This window comes from Salmonella sp. SA14318, assembly GCF_029866905.1.
In the GTDB taxonomy this organism is placed as follows: domain Bacteria; phylum Pseudomonadota; class Gammaproteobacteria; order Enterobacterales; family Enterobacteriaceae; genus Salmonella; species Salmonella enterica.
Genome location: NZ_CP123282.1, coordinates 670,801 through 694,084, shown reverse-complemented (window position 1 = coordinate 694,084; position 23,284 = coordinate 670,801). Strand labels below are relative to the sequence as shown.

Annotated in this window: 23 protein-coding genes and 1 riboswitch; of the genes, 12 read left to right on the top strand and 11 right to left on the bottom strand. The window is 52.6% G+C overall.

Annotation, left to right across the window (positions count from 1 at the left end):
• Positions 1-8: 8 nt before the first annotated feature.
• Genes yqiA through nudF form a run of 4 tightly spaced genes read right to left on the bottom strand, consistent with a single transcriptional unit; the run spans position 9 to position 2,493 of the window.
• Positions 9-590: an esterase YqiA gene (yqiA, locus tag QEN32_RS03335; protein ID WP_000105725.1), complete on the bottom strand. Its 582-nt coding sequence runs from the start codon at positions 588-590 to the stop codon at positions 9-11.
• Complete coding sequence (cpdA, locus tag QEN32_RS03330) at positions 590-1,417, bottom strand: 3',5'-cyclic-AMP phosphodiesterase (RefSeq protein ID WP_000444735.1); 828 nt, start codon at positions 1,415-1,417, stop codon at positions 590-592. The genes yqiA and cpdA overlap by 1 nt, the downstream gene beginning before the upstream one ends.
• 24 nt (positions 1,418-1,441) lie before the next feature.
• Positions 1,442-1,864: a DUF1249 family protein gene (locus QEN32_RS03325; RefSeq protein ID WP_000833404.1), complete on the bottom strand. Its 423-nt coding sequence runs from the start codon at positions 1,862-1,864 to the stop codon at positions 1,442-1,444.
• The gene (gene nudF / locus QEN32_RS03320; protein ID WP_001231950.1) at positions 1,861-2,493 is read right to left on the bottom strand and encodes an ADP-ribose diphosphatase; all 633 of its coding nucleotides are present in this window, start codon (positions 2,491-2,493) and stop codon (positions 1,861-1,863) included. The genes QEN32_RS03325 and nudF overlap by 4 nt, the downstream gene beginning before the upstream one ends.
• Before the next feature lie 200 nt (positions 2,494-2,693).
• Here nudF and tolC point away from each other — a divergent pair, with 200 nt between their 5' ends.
• From tolC to QEN32_RS03305, 3 genes are all read left to right on the top strand, one after another.
• Positions 2,694-4,169 carry an outer membrane channel protein TolC gene (tolC, locus tag QEN32_RS03315; RefSeq protein WP_001663008.1) on the top strand — a complete coding sequence of 492 codons (1,476 nt, stop codon included), beginning with the start codon at positions 2,694-2,696 and terminating at the stop codon, positions 4,167-4,169.
• 212 nt (positions 4,170-4,381) lie between these two features.
• A complete protein-coding gene (locus tag QEN32_RS03310) occupies positions 4,382-5,053 on the top strand; it encodes a DUF1190 family protein (protein WP_000831528.1) in 672 nt (223 codons plus the stop codon).
• Between the two features lie 5 nt (positions 5,054-5,058).
• The gene (locus QEN32_RS03305; RefSeq protein ID WP_000442834.1) at positions 5,059-6,222 is read left to right on the top strand and encodes a glutathionylspermidine synthase family protein; all 1,164 of its coding nucleotides are present in this window, start codon (positions 5,059-5,061) and stop codon (positions 6,220-6,222) included.
• Between the two features lie 61 nt (positions 6,223-6,283).
• Here QEN32_RS03305 and ygiD read toward each other — a convergent pair whose 3' ends face one another.
• Positions 6,284-7,072 (bottom strand): 4,5-DOPA dioxygenase extradiol, encoded by a 789-nt coding sequence (gene ygiD / locus QEN32_RS03300; RefSeq protein ID WP_001728640.1) that lies wholly within the window; start codon positions 7,070-7,072, stop codon positions 6,284-6,286.
• 140 nt (positions 7,073-7,212) lie between these two features.
• On the opposite strand from ygiD, the gene zupT reads away from it, so the two are divergent.
• The gene (gene zupT, locus QEN32_RS03295; protein ID WP_000115874.1) at positions 7,213-7,986 is read left to right on the top strand and encodes a zinc transporter ZupT; all 774 of its coding nucleotides are present in this window, start codon (positions 7,213-7,215) and stop codon (positions 7,984-7,986) included.
• A 66-nt stretch (positions 7,987-8,052) separates the two neighbouring features.
• Here zupT and QEN32_RS03290 read toward each other — a convergent pair whose 3' ends face one another.
• Complete coding sequence (locus tag QEN32_RS03290) at positions 8,053-8,229, bottom strand: hypothetical protein (RefSeq protein ID WP_000469259.1); 177 nt, start codon at positions 8,227-8,229, stop codon at positions 8,053-8,055.
• Positions 8,230-8,628: 399 nt separating this feature from the next.
• Here QEN32_RS03290 and QEN32_RS03285 point away from each other — a divergent pair, with 399 nt between their 5' ends.
• Genes QEN32_RS03285 through dsbI form a run of 3 tightly spaced genes read left to right on the top strand, consistent with a single transcriptional unit; the run spans position 8,629 to position 11,808 of the window.
• Positions 8,629-10,425: an aryl-sulfate sulfotransferase gene (locus tag QEN32_RS03285; protein ID WP_000460265.1), complete on the top strand. Its 1,797-nt coding sequence runs from the start codon at positions 8,629-8,631 to the stop codon at positions 10,423-10,425.
• 19 nt (positions 10,426-10,444) lie between these two features.
• Positions 10,445-11,116: a thiol:disulfide interchange protein DsbA/DsbL gene (locus tag QEN32_RS03280; RefSeq protein ID WP_000096232.1), complete on the top strand. Its 672-nt coding sequence runs from the start codon at positions 10,445-10,447 to the stop codon at positions 11,114-11,116.
• A gap of 14 nt (positions 11,117-11,130) precedes the next feature.
• On the top strand, positions 11,131-11,808 hold the full coding sequence (gene dsbI, locus QEN32_RS03275) for a protein-disulfide oxidoreductase DsbI (protein ID WP_000345576.1): 678 nt from the start codon (positions 11,131-11,133) through the stop codon (positions 11,806-11,808).
• A 170-nt stretch (positions 11,809-11,978) separates the two neighbouring features.
• On the opposite strand, the gene ribB is transcribed toward dsbI, so the two are convergent.
• Complete coding sequence (ribB, locus tag QEN32_RS03270) at positions 11,979-12,632, bottom strand: 3,4-dihydroxy-2-butanone-4-phosphate synthase (RefSeq protein ID WP_001076978.1); 654 nt, start codon at positions 12,630-12,632, stop codon at positions 11,979-11,981.
• 105 nt (positions 12,633-12,737) lie between these two features.
• A riboswitch (FMN riboswitch) is annotated at positions 12,738-12,936 on the bottom strand.
• Between the two features lie 132 nt (positions 12,937-13,068).
• Here ribB and ubiK point away from each other — a divergent pair.
• Complete coding sequence (gene ubiK, locus QEN32_RS03265) at positions 13,069-13,365, top strand: ubiquinone biosynthesis accessory factor UbiK (RefSeq protein WP_000566824.1); 297 nt, start codon at positions 13,069-13,071, stop codon at positions 13,363-13,365.
• Positions 13,366-13,438: 73 nt separating this feature from the next.
• On the opposite strand, the gene glgS is transcribed toward ubiK, so the two are convergent.
• Positions 13,439-13,648, bottom strand: coding sequence for a cell surface composition regulator GlgS (gene glgS, locus QEN32_RS03260; protein WP_000928927.1), 210 nt, complete (start codon positions 13,646-13,648; stop codon positions 13,439-13,441).
• A gap of 257 nt (positions 13,649-13,905) precedes the next feature.
• On the opposite strand from glgS, the gene QEN32_RS03255 reads away from it, so the two are divergent.
• The 3 genes from QEN32_RS03255 (at position 13,906) to QEN32_RS03245 (ending at position 16,523) form a co-directional block, all read left to right on the top strand.
• Complete coding sequence (locus QEN32_RS03255) at positions 13,906-14,526, top strand: OB-fold-containig protein (protein WP_000171739.1); 621 nt, start codon at positions 13,906-13,908, stop codon at positions 14,524-14,526.
• An 18-nt stretch (positions 14,527-14,544) separates the two neighbouring features.
• A complete protein-coding gene (locus tag QEN32_RS03250; protein ID WP_001748644.1) occupies positions 14,545-16,224 on the top strand; it encodes a flotillin family protein in 1,680 nt (559 codons plus the stop codon).
• Positions 16,225-16,463: 239 nt separating this feature from the next.
• On the top strand, positions 16,464-16,523 hold the full coding sequence (locus QEN32_RS03245; protein ID WP_192936148.1) for a type I toxin-antitoxin system Ibs family toxin: 60 nt from the start codon (positions 16,464-16,466) through the stop codon (positions 16,521-16,523).
• 159 nt (positions 16,524-16,682) lie between these two features.
• Here the strand turns inward: QEN32_RS03245 and hldE are convergent, their stop codons facing one another.
• The 3 genes from hldE to QEN32_RS03230 form a co-directional block, all read right to left on the bottom strand.
• Positions 16,683-18,116, bottom strand: coding sequence for a bifunctional D-glycero-beta-D-manno-heptose-7-phosphate kinase/D-glycero-beta-D-manno-heptose 1-phosphate adenylyltransferase HldE (hldE, locus tag QEN32_RS03240; RefSeq protein WP_000867682.1), 1,434 nt, complete (start codon positions 18,114-18,116; stop codon positions 16,683-16,685).
• Between the two features lie 47 nt (positions 18,117-18,163).
• Positions 18,164-21,007, bottom strand: coding sequence for a bifunctional [glutamate--ammonia ligase]-adenylyl-L-tyrosine phosphorylase/[glutamate--ammonia-ligase] adenylyltransferase (glnE, locus tag QEN32_RS03235; protein ID WP_000188315.1), 2,844 nt, complete (start codon positions 21,005-21,007; stop codon positions 18,164-18,166).
• 117 nt (positions 21,008-21,124) lie between these two features.
• Positions 21,125-22,426 carry an inorganic triphosphatase gene (locus tag QEN32_RS03230; RefSeq protein ID WP_000046211.1) on the bottom strand — a complete coding sequence of 434 codons (1,302 nt, stop codon included), beginning with the start codon at positions 22,424-22,426 and terminating at the stop codon, positions 21,125-21,127.
• A 241-nt stretch (positions 22,427-22,667) separates the two neighbouring features.
• On the opposite strand from QEN32_RS03230, the gene QEN32_RS03225 reads away from it, so the two are divergent.
• Positions 22,668-23,282: a TIGR04211 family SH3 domain-containing protein gene (locus QEN32_RS03225; RefSeq protein ID WP_001125341.1), complete on the top strand. Its 615-nt coding sequence runs from the start codon at positions 22,668-22,670 to the stop codon at positions 23,280-23,282.
• Positions 23,283-23,284 lie beyond the last annotated feature (2 nt).

Sequence of the window (23,284 nt, the reverse complement as noted above, 5' to 3'; positions counted from 1 at the left end):
ATTGATTGTCAGCAACTGTGCAGTCCAAGAAAATCGACAATCTGGTTGAAATAATCTTCGAAGCCCGTGAATGCGTGATTACCCCCCTCGGTCACTGTCTGACGGCAGGAGGCGTAATATGCCACCGCCTGGCGGTAATCCAGCACTTCATCGCCCGTCTGTTGCAGTAGCCAGATCAGGTCCGGCGCTTCCAGCGGGTCAATCTGCATGACTTTAAGATCATAAATATGGCGAGACTCTAGCACATATTGCTGCCCGGTGTAGGGGTTCTCGTTCTGACCGAGATAGTCGGTCAGTAATTCAAAGGGCCGTACGGCGGGATTCACCACCACAGCCGGCAGCATAAAACATTGCGACAGCCAGGTGGCGTAATAACCACCCAGCGACGATCCTACCAGCCCTAATGGCGCACCGCCATGCTCAAGCACGAGAGATTCCAGCAACTCCGCCGCATCGGCAGGATACGGCGGTAGTTGAGGGACGATCATCTCAACATGCGGATGACGCTCCGCCAGCCAGTTTTTTAGCTGGCACGCTTTTGCCGAGCGAGGGGAACTGTTGAATCCGTGCAAATAGAGAAGCGTAGACATCAGTATCCTTCCGAAGCGGTATCGGGTCGGAACCGGGTATCCTGCAGGCGATGCACTTCCGTCTCCAGGACGCCGTTCGCCCGGAGCTCCAGCGTACGCCAGCCCGGCGCGATAGTATCCAGCGTAAAGTTCGCGCAGTGCGGTTTGAACTGTACGCAGGTTGACGGCGACGCCAGCAGACGGCGACCGTTCCAGTCAAGATCCAGCTCCTGGTGAATATGTCCGCATAACAGATATTTTACACGCGGGAAATTCGCCAGCACGCTATCCAGCTCACCGGCATTACGCAAGCTGTGCTGATCCAACCAACTGCACCCTGCCGGCAACGGATGGTGGTGCAAAAGGAGCAATGTCTGTCTCTCTGGCGCATCGGCGAGCTTACGCTCAAGCCATTCCAGTTGGAACTCGCTCAGTTCGCCATGCGGGACGCCAAACACCTGGCTATCCAGCAACAAAATCTGCCATTGTTCACCGATTAACACGCGTTTAGCCGGGGAAATCCCCGCCTCTTGCAGCGCGCTGTACATTGCCGGCTGAAAATCATGATTGCCCGGTAGCCAAACGCAAGGCGCGCGAAAGCTTGCGATACCCTCAGCAAAATGCTGATAAGCCGCAGCGGATTGATCCTGCGCCAGATCGCCGGTCGCCACGATCAGATCATATTCATACTGTTGCGCCCGAATAGCCTCCAGCACGGCCTGGTAACTTTCCCAGGTATTGACGCCTAACAGCGTTTCATGCTTTTCGGCAAACAGGTGAGTATCTGTAATTTGTAAAATCCTGACTCGGGCCTCACCAGCCAGAGGTAGGGTTAACAGGCTTTCCAAATGGTGTCCTTAGGTTTCACGACGCTAATAAACCGGAATCGCCATCGCTCCATGTGCTAAACAGAATCGTAGCCAGTCGGCCAGAAACTGATTAATTTGATGCTTTTCGTCGCGTTGATGCAACTTTTTATTTGGATAATCATACCGCGCTTTGAAGCGAAAGATCTGCTGGCTTGAACACACTTCAGCCACCATCGCATCATGGTAGAGGCGCACCGTCAGCGACGGCAGGCTCCAGTAGGTGATGGCTGGCGCCGTTTGCTCGATCGTTACAAGCGTAGTGTATCGGGTCGATTCCACAATCGTTAACCGATATTGTACGTTGCCCACCTGATAGCTCACCGTTTCACCGGGGGCGTCATTGCGCGGCAGCAGGCGGCGCAATTGCGAAAAATTGGTTTCGCACAAACGCATCATTTCTGGGAAGTCAGGTGTATAACGCTTCATTTTTTCCACTCGTTTTTTAACTCTTGATGATGCAACTGAAGCCATTGCAAAGCGATGACTGCGGCTGCGTTGTCGATTTTCCCCTCTTCTACCCACTGGTATGCCTGTTCCCGGCTTACCACATGAACCCGAATATCTTCGTTTTCATCCGCCAGACCATGAATACCTGCCGCGGTCGTGGCGTCCACTTCACCCACCAGAATAGATGAGCGCTCGCTGGTTCCTCCTGGACTCGCCAGGTAACTGATGACCGGTCGGGTGCGGCCCACGGTCAGCCCCGCTTCTTCCATCGCCTCCCGCCGGGCGACCGCCTCAATGGTTTCGCCTTCTTCTATCATGCCGGCGACCATCTCCAGCAGCCACGGCGTAACGCTTGTGTCATACGCGGCAATACGAATCTGTTCGACCAGCACCACCTCGTCGCGTTCAGGGTCAAAGGGTAGCAAGACGGCGGCGTGCCCGCGCTCAAAAATTTCGCGCTTTACCTCGCCACTCATTTCTCCGTTGAATAAACGATGGCGGAATCGATACACATCCAATGAAAAAAAACCGCGATAGCGCGTTTCCCGTGCAATAATTTCTACATCGCTTTTGGTGAAAGTAACTGGCAAGTTGTCTGATTTACGCATTGTGCTGCCCTGCTAGCAATAATGATTAAATGATGAATTTCAAGGGTGGTTGACTGCTGTTTTATCACCCTTGTGGTAAATTGGTGCCAATTAAGGCTCGTATGGCACGTAACGCCAACTTTTTGCAGTGGCGGATTCTGCTAGAATCAGCAATTATTTTTACAAATTGATCAGCGCTAAATACTGCTTCACAACAAGGAATGCAAATGAAGAAATTGCTCCCCATCCTTATCGGCCTGAGCCTGTCGGGGTTCAGCACACTAAGCCAGGCAGAGAACCTGATGCAAGTTTATCAGCAAGCACGCCTGAGCAACCCGGAATTGCGTAAATCCGCTGCCGATCGCGATGCTGCATTCGAAAAAATTAACGAAGCGCGTAGTCCTTTACTGCCGCAACTGGGTTTAGGTGCCGACTACACCTACAGCAACGGTTATCGCGATGCGAACGGTATCAACTCCAATGAAACCAGCGCTTCTCTGCAATTAACGCAGACGCTATTTGATATGTCGAAATGGCGTGGGCTCACCCTGCAAGAAAAAGCAGCAGGCATTCAGGATGTCACCTATCAGACCGATCAGCAGACGCTGATCCTCAATACCGCGAACGCGTATTTTAAGGTATTGAACGCTATTGATGTGCTTTCCTATACCCAGGCGCAAAAAGAGGCTATCTACCGTCAGTTAGATCAAACGACGCAACGTTTTAACGTGGGTCTGGTCGCCATTACCGACGTGCAAAACGCCCGTGCGCAATATGATACCGTACTGGCGAATGAAGTGACCGCCCGCAACAACCTGGATAACGCGGTAGAAGAGCTGCGCCAGGTAACCGGCAATTATTACCCGGAGCTGGCGTCGCTTAACGTCGAGCATTTTAAAACCGACAAACCCAAAGCTGTTAATGCGCTGCTGAAGGAAGCGGAAAACCGTAACCTGTCGCTGTTGCAGGCGCGTTTAAGTCAGGATCTGGCGCGCGAGCAAATCCGTCAGGCGCAGGATGGCCATCTGCCGACGCTGAATTTAACGGCCTCAACCGGCATTTCTGATACCTCTTATAGCGGTTCTAAAACCAACTCCGCCCAGTACGACGATAGCAACATGGGGCAGAATAAAATCGGCCTGAACTTCTCCCTGCCGCTGTATCAAGGCGGGATGGTTAACTCGCAGGTAAAACAGGCGCAGTATAACTTCGTCGGCGCAAGCGAACAGCTGGAAAGCGCGCACCGTAGCGTGGTGCAGACCGTACGTTCTTCCTTTAACAATATTAACGCCTCCATCAGCAGCATCAACGCGTATAAACAGGCAGTCGTTTCCGCGCAAAGTTCTTTGGATGCAATGGAAGCCGGTTACTCGGTCGGTACACGTACCATTGTTGACGTACTGGATGCCACCACCACTCTGTATGATGCCAAGCAGCAACTGGCCAACGCGCGTTATACCTATTTGATTAATCAGTTAAATATCAAATATGCGCTCGGTACGCTGAACGAGCAGGATCTGCTCGCGCTTAACAGTACGTTGGGTAAACCTATCCCGACGTCGCCGGAAAGCGTAGCGCCGGAAACGCCAGAGCAGGATGCTGCCGCAGACGGTTATAATGCCCATAGCGCCGCGCCGGCAGTACAGCCGACCGCCGCTCGCGCTAACAGCAATAACGGCAATCCATTCCGGCATTGATAAGTTATTCGCTGGCGCTGCGCTTATCAGACCTGTGCCCTTGTAGGTCTGGTAAGCGCGGCGCTACCTGTCATGAAGCCGCGCCTGAACGTAAGACAACGTAAAGATCCTGCTATTCCGCCGCATTCTCGCCTTTTCTCGCTTCAATTTCGACCAGTCATCCTCTATTCTGAAGGCATGTTGTATTTACCACTGGGTCCTGGAAGACAAATATGAAACGGACAAAATCCATCCATCACGCATCATTTCGCAAAAGCTGGAGCGCGCGGCATTTAACGCCGGTCGCCCTGGCGGTTACGGCTGTTTTTATGCTGGCTGGCTGTGAAAAAAGCGATGAAACCGTATCGCTGTATCAAAACGCTGATGACTGTTCAGCGGCGAATCCGGGCAAAAGCGCGGAGTGTACAACCGCGTATAACAATGCGCTGAAAGAGGCCGAACGTACTGCGCCTAAGTACGCTACACGCGAAGATTGCGTCGCTGAGTTTGGCGAAGGCCAGTGCCAGCAAGCGCCCGCACAGGCTGGCATGGCGCCGGAAAATCAGGCGCAGGCCCAACAATCCAGCGGCAGTTTCTGGATGCCGCTTATGGCAGGTTACATGATGGGGCGTCTGATGGGCGGCGGCGCAGGCTTTGCGCAACAGCCGCTGTTTAGCTCGAAAAACCCGGCCAGCCCTGCATACGGCAAATATACCGATGCGGCAGGTAAAAACTACGGCGCGGCGCAACCGGGCCGGACAATGACCGTACCGAAAACCGCGATGGCGCCGAAACCGGCCACCACAACAACCGTTACCCGCGGCGGTTTTGGCGAATCCGTCGCCAAACAGAGCACCATGCAGCGTAGCGCTGCCGGTACTTCAACACGTTCGATGGGCGGCTGATACGCATGGAAAGAGTCAGTATTACCGAGCGCCCGGACTGGCGCGATAAAGCGACTGAATACGGGTTTAATTTTCACACTATGTATGGTGAACCGTACTGGTGTGAAGACGCTTATTACAAGTTAACGCTCGCCCAGGTGGAAAAACTGGAAGACGTTACCGCCGAGTTGCACCAGATGTGCCTCAAGGTAGTAGAACGCGTCATCGCCAGCGATGAGCTGATGACGAAGTTTCGTATTCCAAAACATACCTGGGGTTTTGTTCGTCAGTCCTGGCAAACGCAACAACCGTCGCTCTATTCCCGCCTCGATCTGGCCTGGGACGGCATCGGCGAGCCTAAGCTGCTCGAAAATAATGCCGACACGCCAACGTCGCTGTATGAAGCGGCGTTTTTCCAGTGGATTTGGCTGGAAGATCAGATCAACGCGGGCAATCTGCCGGAAGGCAGCGATCAGTTTAATAGCCTGCAGGAAAAGCTGATTGAACGCTTTGCTGAACTTCGCGAACAGTACGGTTTTCAGTTGCTGCATCTCACCTGCTGTCGCGATACGGTTGAGGATCGCGGCACCATTCAGTATTTACAGGACTGCGCGGCCGAAGCGGAAATCGCCACCGAATTTCTCTATATCGACGATATTGGTCTGGGGGAAAAAGGCCAATTTACGGATCTGCAGGATCAGGTCATTGCGAACCTGTTCAAGCTCTATCCGTGGGAATTTATGCTGCGCGAGATGTTTTCCACCAAGCTGGAAGATGCCGGCGTGCGCTGGCTGGAACCGGCCTGGAAAAGCATTATCTCCAATAAAGCGTTATTGCCGCTGTTGTGGGAGATGTTCCCGGACCATCCGAATCTGTTGCCTGCGTATTTCGCCGAAGACGAACATCCACAAATGGATAAATATGTCGTGAAACCGATCTTCTCCCGCGAAGGGGCGAACGTATCGATTATTGAGAACGGTAAAACGATCGAATCCGTGGAAGGCCCGTATGGCGAAGAGGGTATGATCGTGCAACAGTTCTATCCGCTGCCAAAATTCGGCGACAGTTACACCCTGATTGGTAGCTGGCTGATTAACGATCAACCCGCCGGAATTGGTATCCGTGAAGATCGGGCGCTGATCACCCAGGATCTCTCCCGCTTCTATCCGCATATTTTTGTCGAAGGATAGATTTTCCTGTAAGCCCGATGCGCGTCGCGCCATCGGGCAATCATTCAGCGCCTTATCCGGCCTACCCCACCTGCACCGACAACATACTTATACTGCCCATCTCAATACCGTCGACCGGGATGGTGATAGGTTCCTTGCCGTCCCAGGCGCCAAGTACATACAGCAAAGGCAAAAAGTGCTCCGGCGTCGGGTTCGATAAGGCCCCCCCTTCATGTTGCAGATAATTCACCAGCGGGTGCTGTTCTACCGGCCCCTGCCACGTCAGATTGGCTTTCACAAAGTCATTAAATGACGCCGCCCAGGGATACGGTTTATTGTCACCGTGCCAACGCACAGTCCGCAGGTTATGAACCACATTCCCGCTGGCCACCAGCATCACGCCTTCGTCACGCAGCGTCGCCAGCTTACGACCCACCTCAAAATGCCATGCCGCCGGTTTGGTACTATCAACACTAAGCTGCACCATCGGGATATCCGCATTCGGGTACATCTTGATCAATACGCCCCAGGAGCCGTGATCAAATCCCCACGCCTCTTTATCGAGCGCGACGGGAACAGGAGCCAACAGTTCAACCAGACGCTGCGCCAGCGCAGGCGATCCCGGGGCCGGATAATGCGTGTCATACAGCGCCTGCGGAAAACCGCCAAAATCATGGAGAGTTTGCGGCCTTTCCATCGCTGTAACGCCCGTCCCACGGGTATACCAGTGCGCCGACACCACCACTATCGCCTGTGGTCGCGGTAGGGCTTCCCCCAATCGCCGCCAGGCGCGGGTATAATCGTTATCGTCCAGCACGTTCATCGGGCTGCCATGCCCCAAAAACAATGCTGGCATACACGTTAAAGACATGATGTTATCCTTACAGGAAAGACATTTTGTTAACATCACCATACGCTTTCTTCACAGAGGAAGAACTCAGATAACTATGATGAAGATCATCAGTTATTTTGAAGGTCAGGTTCGGACGGCAAATTGATAAGGAGTAATGGATGTCAGTACCACTTATTCTGACCTTACTGGCGGGCGCCGCCACCTTTATTGGCGCGTTTCTTGGCGTTCTCGGCCAAAAACCGTCTAACCGCGTGCTGGCTTTTTCGCTGGGCTTCGCCGCAGGGATCATGCTGCTTATCTCGCTGATGGAGATGCTGCCCGCCGCGCTTGATACCGAGGGGATGTCGCCTGTACTGGGCTACGGAATGTTTATTATCGGCCTGTTGGGCTACTTCGGGCTGGACCGCCTGCTTCCTCACGCTCATCCGCAGGATCTGGTGCAAAAGAGGCAGCAGCCGCTTCCCGGCTCGATAAAACGCACTGCGATTTTATTGACGCTCGGCATTAGCCTGCATAACTTTCCGGAAGGGATCGCCACCTTTGTCACTGCCAGCAGCAATCTTGAACTGGGTTTCGGCATCGCACTGGCGGTGGCGTTGCACAATATTCCTGAAGGTCTGGCGGTTGCCGGTCCGGTTTATGCCGCGACGGGCTCAAAACGTACCGCGATTTTTTGGGCCGGTATCTCCGGCATGGCGGAAATTCTTGGCGGCGTGCTGGCGTGGCTGATTTTGGGCAGTCTGGTTTCGCCAATCGTTATGGCGGCTATCATGGCGGCAGTCGCCGGTATTATGGTGGCGCTCTCCGTCGATGAACTGATGCCGCTGGCAAAAGAGATCGATCCTAACAATAACCCCAGCTATGGCGTGCTTTGCGGTATGTCCATCATGGGGCTCAGTCTCGTCATTTTGCAGACTATAGGTATCGGTTAAGAGAAACGTCGCGCCGGATGCAGGCCTTTAGCCAGGCAACATCCGGCTTCCCGTCAAGGATATGCGCTATTTCTGCTCATTCATCACGCTGTCGCCTTCGCTCGTCTGGCGAAAACGTTTCGTTCGCGCTTCAAGTAATGCATCTCTGTCCTGCCGAAACGCTCTGCAATAACGCTTCATATGGCAAATATACCCTACTACCACCAGAACGATTAATATTATCCAATACCAGGCAATAAACATCCTTTTTACCCTTAAAATTTAACATCACTAAACATTTAACGTTAAAATTTTACATACCCTTATTTTGACGTATTCATATACTGGCATATTTGTGGAACAAATAAATGATTTTGATCATATAAATCAGTGGTGAAACACAATAATGAAAGAGGTATTAAGCAGAAAACAATGTCGATAAGATCACACTTCGTACTAATTTATATTGTTCTTAAAATATCACACTCCTACTATCGACTCACTCAGGCAATTAAAAAATATTGATACAGAATATACTTTAAAATAAGTAACAGCATCATGACTTATATTTAAAGACCAATCATTTACCTCATTTATTATTCATAAAAACATAGTATATTCAGAAGTATTATATTTAGAAGTTGTATATAAGGAGATATATCCATGTTTGACCAATACCGGAAAACAATACTTGCCGGCGCCGTCGCACTGACATGCGGACTCACCGCAGCCAGTACGTTTGCCGCAGGTTTTCAACCGGCGCAGCCCGCAGGGAAATTAGGCGCAGTCGTTGTCGATCCTTACGGTAATGCCCCTCTCACCGCACTGGTGGAATTAGATAGCCATGTTATTTCAGACGTTAAAGTTACTGTACATGGCAAAGGGGAAAAAGGCGTTCCCGTTACTTATACCGTTGGGAAAGAGTCTTTAGAAACCTATGACGGTATTCCTATTTTTGGCCTTTATCAGAAATTTGCCAACAACGTCACGGTAGAATATAAAGAAAACGGCAAAGCCATGAAGGATGACTATGTGGTGCAGACGTCCGCCATTGTCAACCATTATATGGATAACCGTTCTATTTCAGATCTCCAGCAAACGAAAGTTATTAAAGTCGCGCCAGGATTTGAAGATCGTCTTTATCTGGTAAATACCCATACCTTTACGCCGCAGGGCGCTGAATTTCACTGGCACGGCGAAAAAGATAAAAATGCGGGCATTCTTGATGCCGGTCCGGCGGGCGGTGCTTTGCCTTTCGATATCGCCCCTTATACGTTTGTGGTCGACACCCAGGGTGAATACCGCTGGTGGCTGGATCAAGATACCTTCTACGACGGCCACGATATGAATATCAACAAACGCGGCTATCTGATGGGTATTCGTGAAACGCCTCGCGGCACCTTTACCGCGGTGCAGGGCCAACACTGGTACGAGTTTGACATGATGGGGCAAATTCTTGCCGATCATAAACTGCCGCGCGGGTTCCTGGATGCGTCTCATGAATCCATCGAAACCGTGAACGGCACCGTACTGCTGCGCGTCGGCAAACGCGATTACCGCAAAGAAGACGGCATACATGTTCATACTATTCGTGACCAAATCATTGAGGTCGATAAGTCTGGCCGCGTAGTAGACGTTTGGGATTTAACCAAAATCCTCGACCCTATGCGTGATGCGCTGCTCGGCGCGCTGGATGCGGGCGCAGTATGCGTGAACGTCGATCTGGCCCATGCCGGACAGCAGGCGAAACTTGAACCGGATACGCCGTATGGCGATGCACTTGGCGTTGGTGCCGGTCGTAACTGGGCGCACGTCAACTCTATCGCTTATGACGCGAAAGACGACTCCATCATCCTTTCTTCCCGCCATCAGGGTATTGTAAAAATTGGTCGCGATAAGCAGGTGAAATGGATACTGGCACCGTCTAAAGGCTGGAATAAGCAGCTAGCCAGTAAATTGCTGAAACCGGTAGACGATCATGGTAAGCCGTTGACCTGTGACGAAAACGGCAAGTGTAAGGACACCGATTTCGATTTCACCTATACCCAACATACGGCATGGCTTTCCAGCAAAGGCACGTTAACGGTCTTTGATAACGGCGATGGTCGCGGCCTGGAGCAACCGGCTCTACCGACCATGAAATATTCCCGTTTTGTCGAATATAAGATCGATGAGAAGAAAGGCACCGTACAACAAGTTTGGGAATACGGTAAAGAACGTGGATATGATTTCTATAGTCCTATTACCTCGGTTGTTGAATATCAAAAAGACCGCGACACCATGTTCGGCTTTGGCGGTTCTATTAACCTGTTCGACGTTGGTAAACCCACAGTCGGCAAACTGAATGAGATTGACTATAAAACGAAAGAAGTGAAAGTTGAAATTGATGTGCTGTCGGATAAGCCCAACCAGACGCACTATCGTGCGTTACTGGTTCATCCAACGCAAATGTTTAAATAAATCACGGGAAGGAATTAATATGTCATCTAAATGGATTACCTCTTTATTTAAAAGCGTAGTATTAACCGCGGCATTGGTCACTCCTTTTGCGGCATCGGCTTTTACCGAGGGCACAGATTATATGGTTCTGGAGAAACCGATTCCTAATGCGGATAAAACGCTGATTAAGGTATTTAGCTACGCCTGCCCTTTCTGCTACAAATATGACAAAGCCGTAACAGGTCCGGTTTCTGATAAAGTAGCCGATCTCGTTACGTTCACTCCGTTCCACCTGGAAACAAAAGGCGAATATGGCAAACAGGCCAGCGAAGTATTTGCAGTCCTGATCGCCAAAGATAAAGCTGCCGGGATTTCGTTATTTGATGCTAAATCACAATTCAAAAAAGCGAAGTTCGCCTGGTATACGGCTTACCATGATAAGAAAGAGCGCTGGTCAGATGGGAAAGATCCGGCGGCATTTATTAAAACCGGGCTGGACGCCGCAGGCATGAGCCAGGCTGATTTTGAAGCGGCGCTGAAAGATCCTGCCGTTCAGGAGACGCTGGAAAAATGGAAAGCCGCCTATGACGTTGCCAAAATTCAGGGTGTTCCGGCTTACGTCGTCAACGGCAAGTACCTTATCTATACCAAAAACATCAAATCCATCGATTCTATGGCTGAACTCGTTCGGGAACTGGCCACTAAAAAATAAGCAGGGAAACGATTATGGATTTTATTAAGGGATTATGGCGAGACCTACGCGCAAGACCAGTGGATACGCTGGTGAGATGGCAGGAACAGCGCTTTCTGTGGCTGTTAATGGCCATCGCGATGGGAGGGTTAATTATCCTGGCGCACTCGTTCTTCCAAATCTATCTCTACATGGCGCCGTGCGAACAGTGTGTTTACATTCGTTACGCGATGTTTGTGATGGTAATTGGCGGGGTGATTGCGGCGATAAATCCCAAAAATATCGTGCTGAAGCTGATTGGCTGCATCGCGGCGTTTTATGGCAGCATTATGGGCATTAAGTTTTCTATTAAGCTTAATGGTATCCATCATGCGGTACATAATGCGGACCCCGATTCACTTTTTGGCGTGCAAGGATGTTCGACTGACCCGACCTTTCCTTTCAACTTACCGTTGGCGGAATGGGCACCGGAGTGGTTTAAACCTACCGGAGACTGCGGTTATGACGCGCCTATCGTCCCTGATGGCGTAACGCTCAGTAGCGTACAGCAGTGGTTTGTCGATCTCTACCAGCAGTCCGAAGGCTGGTATCTGCTTCCGCCCTGGCACTTTATGAACATGGCGCAGGCATGTATGTTGGCCTTTGGGTTGTGCCTGATTCTGCTGCTGGTGATGAGCGGCGCCTGGGCATTGAAACTGGCCAGAGGCAAATAACCTGAATAGATAAACCAAAGCAGAGGTCTGCATTCAGGCCTCTGCTTTTCTCACAATAATTTTACCATTCAGCTTATTCGTCGTTCTTTGAAACTGAACAATATGGCACCGAAGGAATACAAAAAAGCCGATGACATCTCATCGGCTTTTTTCAACCATGATCCGTTCGATCAGCTGGCTTTGCGCTCATGCGCCTGGCGGTAAGCCACCAGATCTTCAATCGTGACTACCGCCATATTATGCTGGCCTGCAAACGCGATACACTCCGGCGCGCGCGCCATCGTCCCATCGTCGTTAGTCAACTCGCACAGTACACCTGCAGGTTTAAAACCGGCCAGCGTCATCAGATCGATGGTCGCCTCCGTATGACCGCCGCGCGTCAGCACGCCGCCCGCCTGAGCGCGCAGTGGGAAAACGTGCCCCGGACGGTTAAGATCGGACGGTTTTGCGCCATCCTTAATTGCCGCACGCACCGTAGTGACACGGTCAGCGGCGGAAACGCCGGTGGTCACGCCTTCTGCGGCTTCAATGGTCACGGTAAAACCGGTGCCGTAGGCGCTGGTGTTGTTTTCCACCATCATTGGTAAGTCGAGCTGCTTACGACGGTCTTCAGTAATACACAGGCAAACAATACCGCTACCGTGACGAATGGTTAACGCCATCTGTTCTACGGTCATCGTCTCTGCGGGGAAAATCATATCGCCTTCGTTTTCACGATCTTCATCATCAAGCACCATCACACCGCGTCCTTCACGCAGCGCATCCAGTGCAAGTTCAACACGTTCAAAAGGCGTACCAAAAGAGGAAAGTAGCGTCTGATTCATGGTAAAAAAACCTCATTAACATTATGGTTACCAGAATCAGGGCAGTCTTAGGAGTGCCGACAAGCGGCAAAAAAATAACGTGAGCGGGTCCATGCCCGACTGGATCGTTACCCTCTCCCATCCGGACTTTAACCGTCGGCCCCGGAATTACACCGGATCTGCTGACCTTTTCGCTATGGCAAAAAGCGCTCGCGGGCTTTCAACCTGCTCTCCGCGTTCCGTCACGGCGCACCGTGATGAGAAATGCGTTAAACATCGCTGATTTACCGCCGGTGGGGAATTTCGCCCCGCCCTGAGAATAAGCGGGTTAACTATAACGCTATTGATTACCTTCATCAACGCCTTTACTCCGTATGACGTCACACAATTCTGGTTTATGGCGTCCACATATCGCACTACAATAAGAGCTAACACTTACCAGTTCAGGGAAACCACAATGATTGACCCGAAAAAAATTGAGCAAATCGCACGCCAGGTTCATGAGTCAATGCCGAAAGGTATTCGCGAGTTCGGGGAAGATATCGAGAAAAAAATCCGTCAAACGCTGCAATCTCAGCTGACGCGTCTCGATCTGGTGAGCCGCGAAGAGTTTGATGTCCAGACTCAGGTCTTGCTGCGCACCCGGGAAAAACTGGCGCTGCTGGAGCAACGCCTCAGCGAACTGGAAGCTCGCGACAAGCCTGAAGAAGTAAAACCTGCGCCCGCCATCCCGCCAGTCGATCCACAAGAGTAAAAACGTGAACGGGCCTGACGGCCCGCTCATATAATATCTGAATAATGCCCTGCACCTGTAAAGGGAGCCTGCATTAGTGTTCTAATTCTAACCTTTTCGCCTGAGTCGCCTGCTGGCAGTAAAGCGCGTAACGCTTGCAAAACCAGTCGCGGTGCTCCTCGTCCATATTGCCGGTTACCGCCTGAATATCAACAGGACGCCCCTCCGCCTGCATTCTGGCAAAACTGCGCGCCAGAAAATCGAAATTATTTAATGAATAGACGTTATTGTTGTTCATCAGCATACCCTCCAGTTATTGAATTCTGTTAAGGCTATATGCTTTTTCTAATTTCAGTATTTCCCTATATGTACGGCGGTTTTATACATAACGTGCGCAAATTTAATGCGCAAAATCACAATATTCACCAAAGATAACGACGGATAAATCGCTTTTCGGACTTAAGGAGATATGGGTCACATGATATTGTAACGCAATGAAATAACAAGCATGAAAATTATCACGCGAACACCCTTCTGAAGGCGGCGACAAGGATAGAAAATATGACCTTATTTGCGGAGTATAACAGCCCCTATCTGTTTGCCATCGCGTTCGTTTTCTTTATCGGCGTGCTGGAGATGATTTCGCTGATTTTTGGCCACTTTCTTTCAGGCGCGCTCGACGCCCATCTCGATCATTATGATGCCCTGTCATCCGGCCCTGCGGGCCAGGCGCTTCATTATCTGAATATTGGACGCGTTCCCGCCCTGGTCGTCCTCTGTCTATTGGCCGGCTATTTCGGCCTCTTCGGTATCCTCATCCAGCATGGCGGGATCATGCTCTGGCAGGCGCCGCTCAGCAATCTGCTGCTGGTCCCGTTAAGCATTGTCCTGTCGGTCTTTGCCGTGCATTACAGCGGAAAAATCCTCGCGCCCTGGCTACCCAGAGATGAAAGCTCCGCCCTCCGGGAAGAGGAATTTATCGGCGGCATGGCGATTATTACCGGCCACGCCGCCGTCGCCGGAACACCTTGCGAAGGAAAATTTACCGATAAGTTCGGCCAGATTCACTATTTACTGCTGGAACCCGAAAAGGGAAAAGAATTTAAAAAAGGAGACAAGGTGCTGATTGTCTGCCGACTTTCCGCAACGCGTTATTTGGCTGAGCGTACCTTCTATGTTTAATTGAGAGGAACTTACATAATGGATGATGTTTTTGGCATATTGCCATCATGGATGTTTACCGCCATCGTGGCGGTTATCGTCTTACTAATTATCGGGATCATTTTTGCTCGCCTTTATCGCCGCGCATCTGCGGAACAGGCGTTTGTCCGTACCGGGCTTGGCGGGCAAAAAGTGGTGATGAGCGGCGGCGCTATTGTGATGCCAATCTTTCACGAAATTATTCCGATCAATATGAATACCCTAAAACTTGAAGTCAGCCGTGCTACCGTCGACAGCCTGATCACCAAAGATCGTATGCGCGTTGACGTGGTCGTCGCTTTCTTCGTACGTGTAAAACCCTCTGTTGAAGGTATTGCCACCGCCGCACAAACGCTTGGCCAGCGAACGCTGTCGCCGGAAGATCTGCGTATGCTGGTTGAGGATAAATTCGTTGACGCCTTACGCGCTACCGCGGCCCAGATGACGATGCATGAGCTACAGGATACGCGTGAAAACTTCGTTCAGGGCGTACAAAACACCGTTGCGGAAGATTTGTCGAAAAACGGCCTGGAACTGGAAAGCGTCTCATTAACCAACTTTAACCAAACGTCCAAAGAGCATTTCAACCCAAACAACGCCTTTGATGCCGAAGGTCTGACGAAACTGACGCAGGAAACCGAACGCCGCCGTCGTGAACGTAATGAAGTGGAACAGGATGTGGAAGTGGCGGTGCGCGAAAAGAACCGCGACGCGCTTGAACGCAAGCTGGAAATCGAGCAACAAGAAGCCTTTATGACTCTGGAGCAGGAGCAACAGGTTAAAACCCGCACCGCCGAACAAAACGCTAAAATTGCCGCTTTTGAGGCCGAGCGCCATCGTGAAGCAGAACAGACGCGCATTCTTGCTGAGCGGCAGATCCAGGAGACGGAGATCGAACGTGAGCAAGCAGTACGGTCCAGGAAAGTTGAGGCCGAGCGTGAAGTACGTATTAAAGAGATCGAACAGCAACAGGTGACAGAAATCGCCAACCAGACGAAATCTATCGCCATTGCCGCCAAATCCGAGCAGCAATCGCAAGCGGAAGCGCGCGCCAACGACGCGCTGGCCGATGCGGTTCGCGCTCAGCAAAACGTAGAAACCACCCGCCAGACCGCCGAAGCGGATCGCGCCAAGCAGGTCGCTCTGATCGCCGCGGCGCAGGATGCGGAAACCAAAGCGGTCGAACTGACCGTTCGGGCAAAAGCAGAGAAAGAAGCGGCAGAATTGCAAGCCGCCGCCATCATCGAACTGGCGGAAGCAACGCGTAAAAAAGGTCTGGCGGAAGCCGAAGCGCAACGGGCGCTGAATGACGCTATCAACGTGCTTTCTGACGAACAAACCAGCCTCAAATTTAAACTAGCGCTCTTACAATCGTTGCCTGCTGTTATTGAGAAGTCTGTTGAACCGATGAAATCCATCGACGGCATTAAGATTATTCAGGTCGATGGCCTCAATCGCGGCGCGACGGCGGGCGACGTCGCCGCTGGCGGCGCTAACGGGGGAAACCTGGCGGAACAAGCGTTATCTGCCGCGCTCACCTATCGTACCCAGGCGCCGCTGATCGATTCGCTGTTAAACGAGATTGGCATCGCCGGCGGCTCGCTAAAGGCGCTGACCACGCCGTTGGTTTCATCGGCAACGGATGAGATTAATCACGAAGCAACGGTAAAAGAGCAATAACCCCCCGCCATATCTCCTGTCCCTGGCCATAAGGCCGGGGATTTTTTTATCTTTTTTCCACCTTGTCTGTACAAAGCGTTATGACCAGCAGGCCATTTTGCGTGGGCGATCCAGTAACGCAAAATCGGCGGGAGAAAGCCCTTGCGCCAGACAGGCCACTCACCAACAATCGCGATGTCAGCAAGGGGCTGAAACGGGAAAGCCCCTCCCGAGGAAGGGGCTTTAATAAGGAAAGGGTTATGATGCACCAGGTCATCATACTGATTGTTCTGTTACTGATAAGTTTCCCAGCTTACTAACAGCCAATCAGAGGGGGGAGAGATCCCCTCTCACCCTTATTCCTTTACTTTAGGTCGAAAAAAAAGCAGCGTCAACCGCGAGATACGCGTCGAAACAAAATGTCCGACGCGCCTTCAAAATCAGCGCCCGCAGCGTCTGTAACGCCTGATGACGCGGTTTTACTTCTCGCTCTCGGTCTGGATCTTTTTGATGATATTGGTCGTGGAACAACCATCTTCGAAGTTCAGCACCATGACTTCGCCGCCGTTGGCCCAGACCTCTTCGCTGCCCGCGATCTCTTCCGGCTTATAGTCGCCGCCTTTTACCAGCAGATCCGGCAGAATACCGGCAATCAGTCGTTGCGGCGTATCCTCTTCAAAAGAGACAACCCAGTCGACTGACTCCAGCGCGCCCAGCACGATCATACGCTGTTCGAGCGGATTAACCGGACGGCTTTCGCCTTTCAGGCGTTTAGTCGAGGCGTCACTATTGACCGCAACAATCAGGCGGTCGCCCAGTTTGCGCGCGTTCGCCAGATAAGAGACGTGGCCCGCGTGCAGAATATCGAAAACGCCGTTGGTCATAACCACTTTCTCGCCACGCTTACGCGCGCTGGCGACGGCCTGTCTCAACTCCTCTTCGGTCATGACGCCGAAGCCGGTATCCGCGCGTCCGCGCACTGCGTTTTCCAGCTCAATAGGGGAAACCGTTGACGTCCCGAGTTTACCTACCACTACGCCCGCCGCCGCATTGGCGAAATAACACGCCTCTTCCAGAGTATTTCCCGCCGCCAGCGTCGCCGCCAGCACGCCGATCACCGTATCGCCCGCACCGGTAACATCATAAACTTCCTGCGCCTGCGTCGGCATATGTAGCGGCGCTTTATTCGGTTGCAGCAGCGTCATTCCCTGTTCGGAACGCGTGACCAACAGCGCGGAAAGGTCGTAATCGGCAATGAGTTTCATGCCACGTTCAACCAGTTCGTCTTCGCTTTTACATTTCCCCGCGACCGCCTCGAATTCAGAAAGGTTTGGCGTCAGCAGCGTGGCGCCGCGGTAACGTTCAAAATCCGTTCCTTTCGGATCGATGAGCACCGGCACGCCCGCCTGGCGCGCCAGGGAAATCATAGTCTGCACGCTGGTCAGAGCGCCTTTGGCATAATCGGACAATACCAGCGCGCCGATCGATCCCAGCGCCTGGTTGATACGCTCATGCAACGGCTGCGGGTCCACCCCCTCAAAGCCTTCTTCAAAATCAAGACGAATGAGCTGCTGATTACGTGATAGCACGCGCAGTTTGGTAATCGTCGGATGCGTCGGCACAGAAACGAAGTCGCACTTCACATTGACCTCTGCCAGCGTTTTGCTCAGCGCGCGCGCGGCGTCATCAATACCCGTCAGGCCGACCAGACGGGCGTTCGCTCCCAGAGACGCAATGTTCATCGCCACGTTCGCCGCGCCGCCCGGGCGTTCCTCAACGGTATTTACCTTAACCACGGGCACCGGCGCTTCCGGTGAAATACGGCAAGTGGGGCCATACCAATAGCGATCCAGCATTACATCACCCACAACCATGACGCCTGCACGTTCAAACGCTGGCAGATTTACTTTCATTCCTGTCTCCTGAGAGATTCAAAATTTGCGCGCGATAATAGCATAATTCAAACGGCTACCAGCCACTTCCGCCAGCTTGCCTGCACCAGCGCGCGCTCTTTGCTAAAACACGTCTGCGCCACATGACCGGGAAGCTCCTGCAACGCCAGGTGGTGCAGTTCATCACGCAGTGTGGTGTAGGCTACCGTCAGCGCCTGCGCTTCGTGTTCATCCATAATGCCGTTTTGCGCCAGAAGCTCCAGGATGCGCACGTTATCAGACCAGCGCGTTAATTTAGGTTTTTCATGAGCGTAGCGCAGTACCAGATATTGCGCGATAAACTCAATATCCGTAATACCGCCTTCATCAGCTTTAATATCAAAACGATCGCGATGCTTATTGCCGAGATGCGCCCGCATTTTCTCGCGCATTTCACGCACTTCAGTCTGCAATGTCTTGCCGTCGCGCGCCGTCGTCATGATAGTGCGGCGTACCGCATCAAACTGTGAGGTAAGCTGCGGGTCGCCATATACCACGCGAGCGCGTACCAACGCCTGATGTTCCCAGGTCCAGGCTTCATGCTGCTGATAATCGGCAAACGCGTCCGCTGAAGTCACCAGCATTCCCGCCGCGCCAGAGGGGCGTAGACGCGCATCCACCTCATACAAAATGCCGGAGGAGGTGCGCGTACTGAACAGATGCATAATGCGCTGCGCCAGGCGCAGATAAAACTGCCGCCCGTCGATTTCGCGTTCGCCGTTGGTCATGACGTCCATCGGACAGTCATGCAGGAAGATGAGATCCAGATCGGAACTGTAGCCCAGCTCCCATCCGCCTAACTTGCCATAACCGACAACCGCAAACCCCCGCCCCTGGCGCTCGTCCAGATGCGCTGGCTGACCATAACGCGCAACCATTTGCGTCCACGCCTGCTGCACCACAGCATCAATCATCGCCTCCGCCAGCCATGTGAGGTGATCGCTCACTTTCATCACCGGCAGCGTACCGGCAATATCCGCCGCCGCAATCCGCAAAAGCTGTGCCTGTTTAAACTGGCGTAATGCCTCCAGTTGTTGTTCTTCGTCTTCTTCCGGCACGCGCAGTAAATATTGACGTAATTCGTCGCGGTAAGCGTCGGTAGCCGTCGGCTGATAAAGCGTGCCGGGGTCGAGCAGTTCATCAAGCAACAACGGATAACGCGCCAGTTGGCTCGCTATCATTGGCGAAGCGGCGCAGAGCATAATCAGGTGTTTCAGCGCGCCAGGAAATTCGCTCAGCAGCTCCAGATAGGTGGTGCGAGTGACAATCCCCGCCAGCAACGGCGTTATCCGCGATAGCGTAACAGCGGCGTCTTCGCGAGAGCAGACATCAGCAAGCAGGTGCGGCATCAGTTGGTCCAGCACTTGCCGCCCGCGCGGGCCGATAGGGCGTTTATCCAGTTCCTTACGGAAGTCAGCGATGAGGGTCAGAACTTGTCGCCGATCCTCATCGGCTAAATGCGCCAGCACTGGCGTCGAATCATCCTCCTGTAGCGCATCCTGCCATACTTCACGCCACGGCTCTGAACGTTCTTCCTCCTGCGGGGTATCGGCTTCATCATCGCCAATTAATTCGTTGAATACGCGGCGTACATTAGCCATATGATCCGTCAGTTCGCCAACAAGCTGCGGCCAGTTCTCAGCCTTCATTCCCCAGGCCAGCCGCGCCCGATTCAGATCGTCGGCAGGCAACGTTTGCGTCTGTTCGTCATTGATGCTTTGCAGCAGATTCTCCAGACGACGTAGAAAAAGATAGGCCACGCGCAGTTGCGCCACGTCATTCTCAGGCAGCAAATGCAGCGCAGCGATAGCATCCAGCGTTGGCAGTAACGAACGCGACTGTAGCGACGGCTCGCGCCCGCCGCGGATGAGCTGGAATACCTGCACGATAAACTCAATTTCCCGAATACCGCCCGCGCCAAGTTTAATGTTGTCCTTCAAACCGCGGCGTCGCACTTCGCGGGCGATCATCCCTTTCATATTACGTAGCGACTGGATGACGCTGAAATCGATATAGCGGCGGAAAACGAAAGGCCGCAGCATGGCGCGTAATTCACGAGACCAGGCGTCGTCGTTATCGCCCATTAGCCGCGCTTTCACCATGGCGTAGCGTTCCCAGTCGCGTCCTTGCTCCTGATAGTAATCCTCCAGCGCGGCAAAACTCAGTACCAGCGGGCCGCTGTCGCCAAACGGTCGCAGGCGCATGTCCACCCGATAGACAAAACCATCCATTGTGGGCTGATCCAGCGCTTTGATCAGCCGCTGCCCGAGACGCGTAAAAAACTGGGCGTTATCGAGTTCACGACGCCCGCCCCGGGTCTCGCCATGTTCCGGCCAGGCGAAAATCAGATCGATATCAGACGAAAAATTCAGCTCGCCGCCTCCCAGCTTGCCCATGCCTAAAATCAACAGCGGCTGCGGAACGCCCTGCGGGTTACAGGGGGTTCCCCATTCGCGGCAACAGGCGGCATACAGCCAGTCGCGCGCCCCCACAATGAGCGTCTCCGCCAGATGGCTCAACTGTTGTAAAATAGTCTCATCGTCCACCAGCGACAGCGTCTGCGCCCAGGCGATGCGTACCATGATGCGACGACGAAAAAGCCTCAGTTCACGCATCAGCGAGGCGTCGTCACAGACACCTGCCAACGCCTCCTGTAACCAGCCAGCATAATGTCGCCATTCATCAGCCTGCGGCGATGCGGATTCCAGTTCGGCAAGCCACTCCGGATGCGCTATCACGCTATCCAGCGCAAAATCGCTAAATGTAAGTACTGACTTCGCCTGCACGCTAAGCGATGTCTCAGTAAATCCTTCTGGTAGGCGCTCAACAACGGTCTGCCAGTACTGCGATAAGGGTGAAGAGAGCGGCGTCATTTAGGGGATATCCTTTAAATAATGCCGGATGGCGGCGTTTCGCCTGATCCGGCCTACAAGTCCGCATACCGTAAGCCTGATAAGCGCAGCGTCATCAGGCGCTTTCTACGGTTCTGATTATCGTTTTCCGCTGTGCAACCAGAACGGCTGCTGGTTAATGGCCTCATTACGGAAATGTTCAATTTCAATACGTTGTCCGGTAATAATGGCGTGACGCAATCCCTGCCAGTTCTCCAGCCATGCCTGCGCGACCATCGCATCATAATACCCGGCCAGCAGTAAAACGCTGTCAATATCGCGAGTCAAACGCGGCAACTGGTCGCGATACTTATCACCCAGCGGTTGTCCAAAAACTTTTTTTAATTCAGCAGCATGACGAGAAAGATGAATGTCGGCGAAACGCTTAAAAGAATCGGCCATTTTGGCCTGCGCCTTCGCGTCCAGAAATGGCTGCCAGGCTTTCGTCACCAGCCATTCCGTCAATGCCAGTTTCGCCATCGCCGTTTGCGTACTATAAACGGCTGTGACGGCGGACACCGCGGATGTCATCGTCGCTTCCGCCTGGGTAAGTAGATCACGTAAGTGAGCGCTCGCTTTACGTGGAACAATGCCCCCAAAGAGCATTAAGGCATGGCGCACTAATCCCATAGCATCCAGCACGTGTTCTTTCGCCGACTCGTCGCCGCGCAGCCAGAGCTCTTCATGGTACTGCCACTGTGACAACGCCAGATCCAGCGAGGCCTCCAGCCCTTGCTCTACCGTGGCTTTCGCGGCGGTCCGCAGAATTGCCGTTGGTGTATTCTCTCGCGGCGCATTCCCCTGCGCCAGGTGATAACCTCGCGCCGCCTTACTCAGACTGCCCTGACGTAAACCGGTTTGCGACAGCAGTTGCTTCGCCAGTTTTAACACGGCGCGCGTATCGCCGCGAAGCAACTCAAGCTCCAGCTCACAAATCGGTTCGGCAAACTCGCCCGCTTTTACGTCGCCGAGATCGAGCGCAATTTCAATCCTGCTGCCGTCAACGTCCAGACACCATTTTTCCCGGTAAAAATCGGTACTGAACAGCGGCTGTACGCTTGATGCCAGGCCAGCGGGCAGTTTGCCATCCGGCCAGACCTCCGCCGGAAGTTGCGTCAGATCCAGCACGGGTTCGCTTAGCGCGACATTGTATTCGGGTCGCTGGTGCAGCCCGCCCGTTACCCGGCCGGCAATTTTCATGGTCATTTCATAGCGCCCATTTTCACCACGAATACGCAGCCCCATATCATGGCGGCGTAGCCAGTTATCAGGCGTTTCGAAGTAGATATTCAGCAACTGGCTGGGCGCATGATGCTCGCCGCCGAGCGTATGAAGATGATTTCGCAGCGCATCTACGGCGTCGTGATTGACGATAAACTTTAATTCGATTTCCTGAGCCATGGCCTTGTACTTATGGGTTATGTCACATCTGGGAAGATTCTTGGCGAACTTACCCGCATTATTTTTGTCAGTAGATAGTATTTTGCGCCAAATTGCCATGCAACGAGCAATTTGACGGGCGTAAAAGTTTGACGTAGCGGCAAAGGCGACACAGATGATTCCGATTGATGTCGACTACTTTGCGTAGCGACACTGATGCCGTTACTATCGTTCCACTTTCTCTGACAATAACGACAGCCTGATGCCAAAATTACGCCTGATTGGACTAACTTTACTTGCGCTTAGCGCCACCGCCGTCTCTCATGCTGAAGAGACGCGTTACGTTTCTGATGAACTGAATACCTGGGTCCGCAGCGGTCCGGGAGATAATTATCGCCTTGTGGGTACCGTCAACGCCGGCGAGGAAGTCACGCTCTTACAGAGCGATGCCAACTATGGTCAAATTAAAGACAGTTCTGGTCGTACTGCCTGGATACCGTTAAAAGAACTGAATACCACGCCAAGCCTGCGTACCCGCGTGCCGGATCTGGAAAATCAGGTCAAAACGTTGACCGATAAACTCAACAATATTGATACCACGTGGAATCAGCGCACCGCCGATATGCAGCAGAAAGTGGCGCAAAGCGACAGCATCATCAACGGGCTAAAAGAAGAGAACCAGAAGCTGAAAAACGAGCTGATTGTCGCGCAGAAAAAAGTCAGCGCCGCGAATCTGCAACTGGATGACAAACAGCGCACCATTATTATGCAGTGGTTTATGTATGGCGGCGGCGTATTGGGTATTGGCTTGCTGTTAGGGCTGGTGCTGCCGCATATGATCCCAAGCCGTAAACGCAAAGACCGCTGGATGAACTAAAT